The 12,826-nt window shown below is 59.4% G+C and carries 13 protein-coding genes; 11 read left to right on the plus strand and 2 right to left on the minus strand.

The annotated features are described in order from the left end of the window. Positions 1-2: 2 nt before the first annotated feature. The 5 genes from CCGE525_RS17090 to CCGE525_RS17110 all read left to right on the plus strand — a co-directional run bounded on the left by CCGE525_RS17090 (position 3) and on the right by CCGE525_RS17110 (position 6,453). On the plus strand, positions 3-587 hold the full coding sequence (locus CCGE525_RS17090) for a putative glycolipid-binding domain-containing protein (protein WP_120705321.1): 585 nt from the start codon (positions 3-5) through the stop codon (positions 585-587). A 333-nt stretch (positions 588-920) separates the two neighbouring features. Next, positions 921-2,771 (plus strand): potassium/proton antiporter, encoded by a 1,851-nt coding sequence (locus CCGE525_RS17095; protein ID WP_120705322.1) that lies wholly within the window; start codon positions 921-923, stop codon positions 2,769-2,771. Positions 2,772-2,843: 72 nt separating this feature from the next. Continuing rightward, positions 2,844-4,046: a phosphoglycerate kinase gene (locus tag CCGE525_RS17100; RefSeq protein WP_120705323.1), complete on the plus strand. Its 1,203-nt coding sequence runs from the start codon at positions 2,844-2,846 to the stop codon at positions 4,044-4,046. Positions 4,047-4,241: 195 nt separating this feature from the next. Next, entirely contained in the window at positions 4,242-5,264 is a 1,023-nt protein-coding gene (locus tag CCGE525_RS17105) for a class I fructose-bisphosphate aldolase (RefSeq protein WP_120705324.1), read from the plus strand. Between the two features lie 271 nt (positions 5,265-5,535). Continuing rightward, positions 5,536-6,453 (plus strand): PhzF family phenazine biosynthesis protein, encoded by a 918-nt coding sequence (locus CCGE525_RS17110; RefSeq protein WP_120705325.1) that lies wholly within the window; start codon positions 5,536-5,538, stop codon positions 6,451-6,453. A 48-nt stretch (positions 6,454-6,501) separates the two neighbouring features. Here CCGE525_RS17110 and CCGE525_RS17115 read toward each other — a convergent pair whose 3' ends face one another. Beyond that, positions 6,502-6,735, minus strand: a complete 234-nt coding sequence (locus CCGE525_RS17115) for a hypothetical protein (RefSeq protein ID WP_120705326.1) — start codon at positions 6,733-6,735, stop codon at positions 6,502-6,504. A 153-nt stretch (positions 6,736-6,888) separates the two neighbouring features. On the opposite strand from CCGE525_RS17115, the gene CCGE525_RS17120 reads away from it, so the two are divergent. From CCGE525_RS17120 to istB, 6 genes are all read left to right on the plus strand, one after another. After that, positions 6,889-8,163 (plus strand): MFS transporter, encoded by a 1,275-nt coding sequence (locus CCGE525_RS17120; protein ID WP_120705327.1) that lies wholly within the window; start codon positions 6,889-6,891, stop codon positions 8,161-8,163. A 42-nt stretch (positions 8,164-8,205) separates the two neighbouring features. Further along, positions 8,206-8,397 carry a DUF1192 domain-containing protein gene (locus CCGE525_RS17125; protein ID WP_120705328.1) on the plus strand — a complete coding sequence of 64 codons (192 nt, stop codon included), beginning with the start codon at positions 8,206-8,208 and terminating at the stop codon, positions 8,395-8,397. A 369-nt stretch (positions 8,398-8,766) separates the two neighbouring features. After that, positions 8,767-9,282 (plus strand): protease adaptor protein RcdA, encoded by a 516-nt coding sequence (gene rcdA, locus CCGE525_RS17130; protein WP_120705329.1) that lies wholly within the window; start codon positions 8,767-8,769, stop codon positions 9,280-9,282. Positions 9,283-9,391: 109 nt separating this feature from the next. After that, on the plus strand, positions 9,392-9,520 hold the full coding sequence (locus CCGE525_RS39580; RefSeq protein ID WP_281024636.1) for a hypothetical protein: 129 nt from the start codon (positions 9,392-9,394) through the stop codon (positions 9,518-9,520). A 152-nt stretch (positions 9,521-9,672) separates the two neighbouring features. After that, positions 9,673-11,202, plus strand: coding sequence for an IS21 family transposase (gene istA, locus CCGE525_RS17140; RefSeq protein WP_120703235.1), 1,530 nt, complete (start codon positions 9,673-9,675; stop codon positions 11,200-11,202). Positions 11,203-11,214: 12 nt separating this feature from the next. Further along, positions 11,215-11,952 (plus strand): IS21-like element helper ATPase IstB, encoded by a 738-nt coding sequence (gene istB / locus CCGE525_RS17145; protein ID WP_120702904.1) that lies wholly within the window; start codon positions 11,215-11,217, stop codon positions 11,950-11,952. A gap of 528 nt (positions 11,953-12,480) precedes the next feature. Here the strand turns inward: istB and CCGE525_RS17155 are convergent. Continuing rightward, entirely contained in the window at positions 12,481-12,804 is a 324-nt protein-coding gene (locus CCGE525_RS17155; RefSeq protein WP_120705330.1) for a winged helix-turn-helix transcriptional regulator, read from the minus strand. Positions 12,805-12,826 lie beyond the last annotated feature (22 nt).

A 12,826-nucleotide genomic window follows, 5' to 3' on the forward strand; every position in this document is an offset into this window, starting at 1 on the left:
TCATGGCCTTCCGCCCTCTCCTCCCGACGACAGTTCGCTGGCGTCCGCTGGAGGGAGATGGGCTGGAGCATCTGACGATTGGTCCCATCGACGTGGCCACCGGCGCAGCCATTCGCGCCTGTGGCACCATCATCGGCGGCCGTGACGGCTCACCTTACGGCGTCTTCTACCACATCGATTGCACAGCCGACTGGTCCGTTCTCTCCTTCACGATCGAAACCACCGACGGCCGGCGCCTTGCCTTGCTTTCCGATGGCAAGGGACACTGGCACACCGAAGATGGCATTGCCTTGCCGCAATTCGACGGCTGCGTCGATATCGATCTCTATGGCTCCCCCTTCACCAACAGCCTGCCAATCCACCGGCTTGAACTGACGCCGGAGGCCGGAACGGCCAAGCTCTCGATGCTCTATGTACCGTTCGACAGCTTTGTGCCAGTGCGAGACGGTCAGCGTTACACCTGCATCACGCCGGAGAAACTCTATCGCTATGCTGCGGAAGACAGGGCTTTTACCGTCGAACTACCTGTCGATGCCGACGGTCTGGTGATCGACTATCCGATCTATTTCAAGCGTGTGGATATTTGAGCCGCCAAAGACCACTCAAACAACAGCGCACCGCCCGCATTATTCCTCCGCTTCGCCAGAATCTTTCCTCTTCCTGCCCTGCTATCGTCCAGATTCACCAATAAATTTTTTATAGGAATTCTCCCAGGGCATTCGGGGCCGTTTCGCCGTTCTGGCGAACGCATCACACAATGAAGTCGCATTCGTCGAGGCGGGCATCGATCGCAACGCCTCCTCGAACAATATTTGTATTTACTAATTTAAAGCGCGCGGCAGCATAGTGAATGGCAGGGGAATTGCGAACGATCCGGGCTTTTCATCCGGGTAAGGACACGCGGGAAAGGGGTAGACGGAGTGGAGGCATTTTACGTCGTCGTGCTGGTGTGCACGCTCCTGATTCTGATGGCGGCTTTCTCGAGCCTGCTCGCTTTCCGTTTCGGCGCGCCATTACTGCTGCTCTTTCTGATGATCGGACTGATCGCCGGCACGGACGGACTCGGTATCCAATTCAGTAACAATTATCTTGCCTATATTCTCGGCTCCCTTGCCCTCGCCATCATCCTTTTCGATTCCGGATACCACACGCCGCTCCAGGCCTTCAAACTGGCGGCAGGGCCGGCCATGGCCCTCGCGTCCACCGGCGTTCTTGTTACGGCGGCCCTATTCGGCCTCGCTGCTACCTGGCTTCTTGGCTTTACCTGGCTGCAGGGTCTGCTCCTCGGCTCGATCGTCGCGTCGACGGATGCCGCCGCCGTCTTCTTCCTGCTGCGCATCGGCGGCATCAACATCCGCGACAAGGTGCGTTCGACGCTGGAAGTCGAATCCGGTACCAATGATCCGATGGCGATCTTCCTGACGCTGGCGCTGGTCGAAGTGCTCGCAAGCGGCGAAGGCTATCATGGGCTCAATCTCGTCATGCTGGCCACCTTTCTCCAGCAAATGGGTCTTGGCGTCATCCTTGGCCTGCTTGGCGGCATGATGATCGTGCTGATCGTCAGCCGTCTGGAGACCGATCGCGGCCTGACGCCGATCTTCGTGCTTGCGCTCGCTCTCCTCGTCTTCTCCTTCACCGGCGCCGTCGGCGGCAGCGGCTTTCTCGCCGTCTACGTTGCGGGCATTTACGCCGGCAATCGCAAGATGCCGGCCTCGGCCAGCATCAAGCGCTTTCAGGACGGTATGACGTGGCTGGCGCAAATCATCATGTTCCTCGTCCTCGGCTTGCTCGCCACGCCGTCGCAATTTCCGGCAATCGCCATTCCCGCCGTGGCACTGGCGCTGTTCCTGATCTTCATCGCCCGACCGGTCGCCGTCTGGCTCTGCTTGCTGCCTTTCGATTACACACAGCGGGAGACCGGTTTCGTCGCCTGGGTGGGTCTGCGCGGCGCCGTCTCCATCCTGCTCGCCATCATGCCGATCCTCGGCAATCTCGAGAGCAGCCACACCTATTTCAACGTAGCCTTCATCGTCGTGCTCGTGTCGCTTCTTGTCCAGGGCTGGACGATCAAGCCGATGGCGCGTCGGCTTGGCCTCATTGTCCCGCCGCGCATGGGCGCGGTCGATAAGGTCGAGGTCGACTTGCCGGGCGCGGTCAACCACGAACTGCTCTCCTATCGTGTCGTCAAGGATAGCCCGGTCCTGCGCGGCGAGCGCATTCCGCGCTGGGCCATGCCGTCACTCATCGTGCGTGATGGCAAGTCGATGCGCTATCAATATGCCGGCCGCCTGCGCGAGAACGATCTCGTCTATCTCTTCATCTCGCCCACCTATTCGCGTCTTCTTGACCGACTGTTCGCCAGCCGCGCGCCAGTCGATCCGGATGACGCCGAATTCTTCGGCGCCTTCTCGATCTCGCCGCTGCGCCCCGCCGCCGATCTCGATGCGGCCTATGGGCCGGGGCTTCTGAGCGAAGCGGAGAAGGGTCTGACAATTGCCGAACTTATGCGCCAGCGCCTTGGGGGCAAGGCCGATTATGCCGACCGTGTCCGTCTCGGCGAGATCATCCTGATCGTTCGCGACCTCGATGAAAACGACCATATCCAATCGGTCGGAATGTCGCTGGAAGCGCTGGAACCGGCGACCATCCTGCCGATTTTCATCAATCTGCATGACATCTTGAATGGCATCCGCGGCTTCCTGCGCAAGCGTCGAGAGCATGCCGAGGAGGCCGTTTCAACCGATTCAAATACCGGCAAAAACGACGCCTGACCGCCTTGCGTCTCGCATCATCCGTAGTATGGTCGGCGCATTTTGCGGCACCAACCATATTGGATCCTCCCCATGGCGACCTTCAAGACCCTCGACAATCTCACCAACATCACCGGCAAGCGCGTGCTCGTGCGCGTCGACCTCAACGTGCCGGTCAAGGACGGCAAGGTTACCGACACGACCCGTATCGAGCGCGTGGCGCCGACGATACTCGAATTGTCCGGCAAGGGCGCCAAGGTTATCCTGCTCGCCCATTTCGGCCGCCCGAAAGATGGCCCGTCGCCGGATCTGTCGCTCTCCCTCATCGTTCCGGCGGTCGAAGAAGTGCTCGATCACGCCGTCCTCTTCGCCTCCGACTGCGTCCATGCACCGGCCGCCGACGCTATCGCCAAGATGAACAATGGCGATATCCTGCTGCTCGAAAACACCCGCTTCCATAAGGAAGAGGAGAAGAACGACGCAGCCTTCACGAAGGCGCTGGCCGATCTCGGCGATATCTATGTCAACGACGCCTTCTCCGCCGCCCACCGCGCGCACGCCTCGACCGAGGGCCTTGCCAAGCACCTCCCCGCTTATGCCGGCCGCACCATGCAGGCCGAACTTGAGGCGCTGGAGAAGGGCCTCGGCAGCCCGGCTCGCCCGGTTGTCGCCATCGTGGGCGGCGCCAAGGTCTCGACCAAGATCGACCTGCTGATGAACCTGGTGAAGAAAGTCGACGCGCTGGTGATCGGCGGCGGCATGGCCAACACTTTCCTCGCCGCCCGTGGCACCAATGTCGGCAAGTCGCTGTGTGAGCATGATCTGGCCGACACCGCCAAGCAGATCATGATTGAAGCCGCCACCTCGGGCTGCGCCATCGTGCTGCCGGAAGACGGCGTTATCGCCCGCGAATTCAAGGCGGGCGCTGACAATGAAGTCGTTTCGATCAACTCCATTCCGGCCGACGCCATGGTCCTCGACGTCGGCCCGAAATCAGTCGAAGCCGTCAAGGCATGGATCGGCCGTGCAACGACGCTGGTCTGGAATGGCCCCCTCGGCGCCTTTGAAATCACGCCCTTCGACGCCGCCACCGTGGCAGCCGCCAAATATGCCGCTGAATGCACAAAGGCCGGCAAGCTTACCTCGGTTGCCGGCGGCGGCGACACCGTCTCCGCACTTAATCATGCCGGCGTGGCCGACGAGTTCACCTATGTCTCGACGGCTGGCGGCGCCTTTCTCGAATGGATGGAAGGCAAGATCCTGCCGGGCGTTGCCGTTCTCCAGGCCGCAAAGTAGGCATTAGACACAATGGGGAGAGCTGCGATAGTCGGACTTTCGCAGCTCTCCACAGGATGCTAAAATGATAGTCCGAACTTTCAAACGGTTGAAATCATTTCAATAAGTTAGCTGGCAATTCCCCTCTTTATACACTTCTGGTGTCGCCGACCTATATCTTCCTATCGCTGATCTAAATGGCCTTGGAGAGCAAAAATGAGCGAACGACTTGAAGACATTGCCGTAAAGATGGTTACCGATGGCAAGGGCCTGCTGGCGGCTGACGAATCCACCGGCACGATCAAGAAGCGCTTCGACACGATTGGTCTTGTTTCCACCGAAGAGAGCCGGCGCGACTATCGCGAAATGCTCTTCCGTTCGGACGAAGCGATCAAGAAGTATATCTCCGGCGTTATCCTTTATGAAGAAACCCTTTTCCAGAAGGCTGCCGACGGCACGCCCCTCGTCAACATTATCAGCGCCGCCGACGCTATTCCCGGCATCAAGGTCGATACTGGCGCCAAGCCGATGGCCGGCTTCCCGAGCGAAACCGTCACCGAGGGCCTTGACGGTCTCGCTGACCGTCTAGCGAAATATTACGACGCCGGCGCTCGCTTCGCCAAATGGCGTGGCGTAATCGCCGTTTCCGACAAGCTGCCGACATTCGGCTCGGTGAAGGCTAATGCCCACGCTCTGGCCCGCTACGCCGCGCTCTGCCAGCAGGCGAAGATCGTGCCGATCGTCGAACCCGAAGTGCTGATGGATGGCGAACCCGGTACGCATGACCTCGCCCGCAGCGAGGAAGTGACACGCTGGACGCTGCAGATCGTCTTCCAGGAGCTCGCCGAAGCCCGTATCAAGCTCGAGGGCATGGTACTGAAGCCAAGCATGGTCATCGACGGCAAGAAGCTGCGCAAGGCATCGGTCGAGCAGGTCGCCGAGTCCACTGTCAGGGTATTGAAGGAAACCGTTCCTTCCGCCGTTCCCGGCATAGCTTTCCTCTCCGGCGGCCAGGCGCCGGAGGAAGCAACCGCGCATCTCTCCGCCATCAACGGCTATGACCTCCCCTGGCATGTCACCTTCTCCTACGGCCGCGCCCTGCAGGACGCCTCACTGAAGGCGTGGGGCGGAAGGGCGGAAAACGTCGCCGCCGGCCAACGCGCCTTCGCCCACCGCGCCGAGATGAACTACCTCGCCGCCAAGGGGAGTTGGACCAAGGACAGCGAAAAGGCCGCTTGATCCAAGGTCAGATTTCTGACGGATGAAAGCCCTGATCGCGACGCGATCGGGGCTTTTTGCTTTTGTCCCGCTGCGGCATATGCGTCTGGAAAGCCCTGGCCTCAATACCGAGGCGTCCCCTCTCCTCCATCACAACGGCGAGAGGGTTAGGGTGAGGGGCAGTCTCGGGAAGAAGCCGATAGTGAAGTTGTCACCCGCACAAGTTCCCGCTTTAAGCCATGGTCGGCCAGCGGCTATATCCTGGCAGTCCTATGAAAGCTCGGGAGCCGCCATGAACACCGTCGCTTATGTCACCGTCGACGTCTTCACCTCGGAACGCTTCGTCGGCAATCCGCTCGCCGTCATTCCCGATGCCCGCGGCCTGAGCAGCGACGCCATGCAGAAGATCGCAACCGAGTTCGGCTATTCGGAAACGACCTTCGTGCTGCCACCGGAGAACTCAGATCGTACCGCGCGCGTCCGTATCTTCACGCCAACGGCCGAAATCCCCTTTGCCGGCCATCCCAATGTCGGCACGGCTTTCGTTCTCGGACAACAGCCGGAAATCTTCGGAAAGCCCGCAGGCGATAGGCTGATCTTCGAAGAGGATGCCGGGCTGGTGGAGGCGACCCTGCTGCGCAAGGGCGGTGACATCACCGGCGCGAGCATACGTGCACCGGGAAAGCTGACGATCGGCGAAACGATTGCCCCTGAGCTGATTGCCGGCTGCGTGCAGATCGGTCCGCAATCGATCCGCACGGTGACGCATGCCCCAACCTTCGCATCCGTCGGCTTGCCCTTCGCCTTCGCGGAACTGGACAACCTCGAAACGCTCGGAAAAGCGTGGCCGAATGCGGCGATCTTTGCCGAAGCGGCCGTGCGGCACAAGGAAGACAAGACCGGCTTCTCGCTCTTTCTCTACGTACGTTCCGCCGAAAATCCATGGTATATCCGCGCCCGCATGTTTGCGCCCCTGGACAATGTGACGGAAGATCCGGCGACAGGCAGCGCCTCCGCCGCACTCGGCGCCTATCTGACCTCGCTGTTGCCGGCGCAAGATGCCGAGGTGGAAATCACCATCGAGCAGGGCGTGGAGATGGGAAGACGCAGCGTCATCGGCGTCGAAGTCAGGAAATCTTCCGGCACGGTAAACGAAGTCTTGTTGTCGGGTAGCAGCATCCATGTCATGCGCGGCGAGATCCTGCTTTAAGACGCCGCACGCGATCGTCCGAAAGTCTCCATCCCGGCCTGCAATGCCCTAAATTGTCTCGTTGATGACCAGCGCGATCGTCCAGACCGCGAAGGCAATGACGGCGATCTTCCAGAAATCGGCACGTCTTTTCAGGCCCGGCAGCCCAAGCGGCTTGATGATTTGCACCGCCATGGCAAGCAACAACAGCACCGCGATCACTTTTGTCACGGTATTTTTCCCCGTTTGCGCAAGTGTGAGCATGGCCTCATACAAAAACCACTGCGCGGTTTTCGCGATCATGCTCTAATCGTCATAGGACGGACATTTTTCCGCGCCAACAGACTGTTTCTACAGGCCGATAGCGGCAATCCGGGGCACAATCAATAGCAAAAACTGGCAGGACTCGCTCCTGCTTTATCGGTTCCTTAAGCGGGACCGAATGAAAGTGGGAACATGAAAAGAAATATTTTACCCGTTCTTGCCCTGCTTTTCGGTACGCTCTTCCTATTCACAGGCAATGGCCTGCATAGCCTGCTTCTACCGGTGCGCGGCACAGCCGAGGGCTATGCCACGACGACGCTCGGCCTGCTCGGCACGACCTGGGCGACAGGCTTCGTGCTCGGCTGCCTGACAGCGCCAAAACTGGTCCGGCGCATCGGCCATGTCCGCGCCTTTTCCGGCTTCATTTCCGTTATCGCCGTCATCGCGCTTTTGACCGGCATCGTCGTCGACCCCGTCTGGTGGGTGCTGCTGCGCGCCGTCACCGGCTTCTGCACCGCCGGTACTTCGATGATCATCGAAAGCTGGCTCAACGAGCGTGCGACGAACGAAAGCCGCGGCGCGATCTTCTCGCTCTATATCGGTATCACGCTGATCGGCGCCGTCGCCGGCCAAATGATGGTCCCCTTCGCCGACATCCATACGCCCATTCTCTTCATGTGGTGCGGCATCTGCTATTGCATCGCCATGCTCCCGACGACGCTCTCGACCGCCGCCTCGCCGCAGCCGCTGAAGGCCGTCAGCCTCGATTTGAAGGCGCTCTATCGCAATTCGCCGGTCGCCTCCATTGGCATCCTCCTGGTCGGCATCGCCAACGGCGCCTACGGCACGCTCGGCGCAGTCTTCGGCGCCAATGCCGGCCTCTCGGACAGCAATATCGCGCTGATGATGAGTACGACCATCTTCGCCGGCGCCGTAATGCAGCTTCCGGCCGGCCGCCTTTCCGACCGTATCGACCGTCGCTTTGTGCTAGCCGGCATGGCCGCCATCGCTGCCTTGGACGGTCTGCTGCTCTTCCTGTTACAGCCTGGCCATCCCTATTTCCTGATCACCATGGTGGTCATCTATGGCGCAGCCGCCAACACGCTCTATCCGATTGCCGTCGCCCACGCCAACGACTTCGCTGCGCCGCAGGATTTCGTCAAAGTCTCCGGCGGCCTGTTGCTGCTCTATGGCATCGGCACGATCATAGGACCTACGCTCGGCGGTCCGGTTATGACGGCTGTCGGCCCCTATGCGCTGTTCTTCGTCACCGCGGTCGCCCATGTGCTGATCACGAGCTATGCGATCTTCCGCAGCCGCCAGCGCGCCGCCAAGCCCGCGAGCGACCGCGAAGCCTATACGACGATGCCGTCGGCGAATGCGCAGAACATCACGCCGGAAAGCCTGTCGCTGGCACGCAGCGACGCTTCTAAAAAGGAAGATACGACGGTAAATTACGGCACCTAAGCGCCAGGGAGTGACAAGCGGGTGTGATAAGGAGGAGACGAAATGAGCATTTTCGATGACGACCGCCCGAAGAAACCATCTGCCCATGAGATCGGCAGCGACCTGTCACTGCTTTCCGTCGACGAACTCAAGGCTCGTATCGCCTTGATGCAAGCGGAGATCGCCCGGCTGGAAGCCGAGGTCGCCACCAAGGCATCCGGCCGTAAGGCCGCCGAAAACCTATTCCGGTCCTGAGCCTGCCATCAGCGCAAAATTTGCGCGATCGAAGTACAGATCGGGACACGCTCAACGGAATATTAAGCTTTACGACATATTACTATAACTATCCAGATTCGCTCTGGACTCAGACAGTTCCTCCACTTGGCGAATTGGTCTGATTTTTCTCCCTGTTTTACCTTGAGAGCCGCTTTTGCGGCTCTTCTTTTTCACCGTGAATAAGGCGCCTCTGAGGAAACTGTGGAGATTAACCCTTTCTTAAGAATCGCCTTGCGAATTTCAGTTAAAACCACCATCTTGAAGTCATAAGAACGGGCGCCGAGAGTTCTTCTGAACTTCACCGGCTTTTCCTGAACAAAAGTGTTGCGTTAGGCAGGGATTTCTTCGATGTCGGAACTTGGGTTGAACACGATCAGCTTTGCTGGCCATGCAGCTTCGTCGGCGCAGTTCAGGGTGCTGTATTCCGAAGGCATGTCGCTGGTGGAGGAAACCGCTGCTTATCTCGATGGTCAGGGTCGGGCAGCCTCCAAGGTTCTGCCGCGCATGGCCTCCGTGCTCTATGCCGCCGAATCCATGCGTCTGACCACCCGCCTGATGCAGATGGCCTCGTGGCTGCTGCTGCAGCGCGCCGTCAACAACGGCGAAATGTCGCGTGATCAGGTATTGGCCGAAAAGAACAAGGTTCGCCTCGACGGCTTTAACGTCGACCGCAACGCACCCGGCTGGAACGACCTGCCGGAGGCCTTCCGCGACCTCGTCGAACGGTCGCTGCGTCTTCAAAACCGCGTCGCCCTGCTCGACCGCGAAATCTATCGCCCGACGGAAGCCCCGATCGTCCCGGACAACCAGAACAGCGTCAAAGCGCAGCTCACCCTGCTGCAGACGGCTTTTGGGACTAACTGAGCCGATTTCAAATTGGTAAAGGCTTTCGACCGGTCATGCATTGCGTGGCCGGTTTTGCTTTGCATGGGAAAAGCAACTATCGTGTCGACCTCATCCTGGCGAGGCAATCATGCGTCCTGAAGACGTGCTGAGTCTTTACGAAACGAAGATCAAGTTACGTCGCTTCGACGAACTGGTGCCGCTCATAGCGGACGACGCTGCAAATTCCGAGGCAATCCGCCCCCTGATTCCGAAATGATGTCGCCCCCCAATTCCGAGAATTAGTCGCCCCCTTGTTCCGAGATGATGCCGCCCCCTACGGAGGGATGTGGCAAGGGTGTTCTGCCGGTGTGAAGTTCCTTCCGTCAATGATGACAAGGAAGGAACGGGATGCCTGCGGAGAGACTGGAGATGCGGCGTGTCCGCGAGATACTGAGATATCGGTCCGAGCAAGGGCTGGGCCACAAATCGATTGCGGTTCGGGTCGGAGCAGCAGCCTCGACGGTGCGCGAGACGCTGCGACGGGCGGCGGCTGCGGGGCTTTCGTGGCCGTTGGATGATGACGTGAGTGATGCCGTCCTGGAGGCGGCGCTCTACCGTGCGGCTGGGACGAAGACGGGTCATCGTCGCGCACCGGAGCCTGACTGGGTGCAAGTCCATCGCGAGCTCAAGCGCAAGCACGTGACGCTGCAAATTCTCTGGGACGAATACATAAGCCGTTATCCCGATGGTTACCGCTACAGCCGATATTGTGACCTCTATCGCGGCTGGGCGTTGAAGCTGCCGGTGACGATGCGGCAGGATCATATGGCGGGCGACAAATTGTTCGTCGACTACGCCGGCGACACGGTCACTGTTGTCGTTGATCGGCTGTCGGGCAAAACACGGCAGGCCCATTTATTTGTCGCTGTCCTGGGGGCATCCAGTCTTTCGTTCGCGCAGGCGCGCTGGACCGAGACGCTTCCGGACTGGGTCGAATGCCATGTTCAGGCGCTGGAGTTCTTCGGCGGTGCGCCGGCGTTGCTGGTTCCCGACAATGCCAAGGTGGCGATCATCAAGGCGTGCCACTTCGATCCCCAGGTCAACCGGACGTATTGCGCGATGGCAGCGCATTATGGCAGCGCCGTCCTGCCGACGAGGCCGAGACGCCCCCGCGACAAGGCGAAAGTCGAGGCTGCGGTTCGTATCGTCGAGCGTTGGCTGCTGGGCCGCCTCCGCCATCGCACCTTCTACAGTCTGGCCGAAGTCAATGCGGCGATTGCCGACTTGCTATATGATTTGAACGACAGGCGTGTCCTTCGCCGGGTTGGCGTCACGCGCCGCCAATTGTTCGAAGAGCTCGACCGGCCCGCTTTAAGGCCATTGCCCGTTGAACGCTATGTCTTTGCGGAATGGCGTATCCGGCGTGCTGGATTGGATTACCACGTCGAGATCGAGCGGCATTATTACTCCGTTCCCTATCGCTTTGCTCGCGAGCAAGTCGAGGCGCGCATCACCGCCAATACGATCGAGATATTCCACAAAGGCGAGCGAATAGCCGCTCATCGCCGCTCCAGCGGTAACGGCAAGCACACCACAATCCCCGATCACATGCCCTCGGCCCACCGCCGCTTTGCCGACTGGACGATCGAACGCATTCAACGCGAGGCCTCTTCCATCGGGCCGGAGGTTGCATTGCTGTGTGAGAAGATCCTCGCCGACAGGCCGCACCCGGAGCAGGGCTTTCGAGCCTGCATGGGAATTATCCGCCTGAACAAAAGCTTTGGCCGCGACAGAGTGAACGCTGCTTGCAGCCGTGCGCTTGAGATCGGGGCCCGGACCTACGGTTCGGTGCGCTCCATCCTCGACAATCATCTCGATCGAGCCGCCTCCACCAATGGACCACCTTCGCATGAGCCTATCCAACACGAAAACATCCGTGGACCTCGCTATTACCACTAAGGAGAACAAAGAATGCTTGCCCATCCAACACTCGACAAACTCAATTCCATGGGCCTGGCCGGCATGGCAAAGGCCTTCGGGGAGCTCGTCACCAACGGCGAAGCCGAACATCTCTCGCATGCCGAGTGGCTAGGACTGCTGCTCGAACGGGAGTGGAGTTCCCGCTACGATCGTAAGCTTGCCGCACGCCTCAGGTTTGCCAAGCTTCGCCACCAGGCCACCCCGGAAGATGTCGACTACCGCAGCGAGCGCGGCCTTGATCGCGCGCTCTTCATGAAGCTGCTCGGCGGCGACTGGATCAACGCTCATGACAATCTGGCCATTTGCGGACCCTCGGGTGTCGGAAAAAGCTGGTTAGCCTGCGCTCTCGGCCACAAGGCTTGCCGTGACGATCGTTCCGTTCTCTATCAGCGTGTCCCACGACTGTTTGCTCAGCTCGCACTTGCTCGCGGCGACGGCAGGTATGCTCGGCTGCAACGTACCCTGGGCCATGTTCAAGTCCTGATCCTCGACGACTGGGGTCTCGAACCGCTCAACGAACAGGCCCGGCACGACCTCCTCGAAATCCTGGAAGATCGCTACGGCCGCAGATCAACCATCATTACCAGCCAACTTCCGGTGTCGGCATGGCACGACGTCATAGGAAACCCGACTTATGCTGATGCCATCCTGGATCGCCTCGTTCACAACGCCCATCGCATCGAATTGAGCGGCGATAGCCTACGCCGAAACCTGCCCCGAAAAGCTTGACACCCCGCCTAAATGGACTGACAACAATCATCGCCTGCAGACCCCACTAAACAGGGGGCGAGATCATCCCGGAATCAAGGGGCGCAATCATCTCGGAACAAAGGGGCGGCTTCATCGGAATCGGCAACGACGCGGTGTTCTGGTTCTCCGATGGCACCCACTATGGCATAGACGAAATTAGAGCTGCGTTCGAAAAAACCTGGCAAAAAGTTGAAGGCGAAGTCTACTGGCTCGAGGATCTTCGGTGGATTACCGCTGCCGACAATTCTGCGAGCTGCATATACATCTTTCATTGGAAGGGTTTATGGGACGGCAAAGCCTTCGAAGGCAAAGGCCGAGGAACCACGATTCTCGAAAAGAGAGCCGGCGAGTGAAAAATTATCCACGAACACCTCAGCCACTTTCCCGGATAGTGGACAACAAAAAGCTCGGCAAAACCGGGCTCTTTTCAAAACACGCTGTCGCGCAGCGGACGACGGGTAATCTCCGGGGCATCTTCGAATAGTGGAGAAGCTAGACCAGCATGCCTCAAGCCGGTTCGCGTTGCTTCAGCCAAAGTCCGAATTCTTGTATAACGGTGACGACATTTTTCAGTCTCTTACCGTCCTCCGTCAGTGCATACTCCACTTTGACCGGCACTGTAGGATACACGGTGCGGACCACTAGGCCAGCCCCTTCAAGGGCACGGAGGTCCAAGGTCAGCATCCTCTGGGAGATCCCCGGCACATCACGCCGAAGTTCGTTAAAGCGCTTCGGACCGTCGACCAGATAGGAAACGAGAAGCAAACGCCAGCGCCCACCCAACAGATGCATCGCTTCCTCGACCGAACAGCCGCTCACATTTTTTCTCATATAGCATACCCCTGACTATACT

The organism is Rhizobium jaguaris (assembly GCF_003627755.1).
GTDB lineage: Bacteria > Pseudomonadota > Alphaproteobacteria > Rhizobiales > Rhizobiaceae > Rhizobium > Rhizobium jaguaris.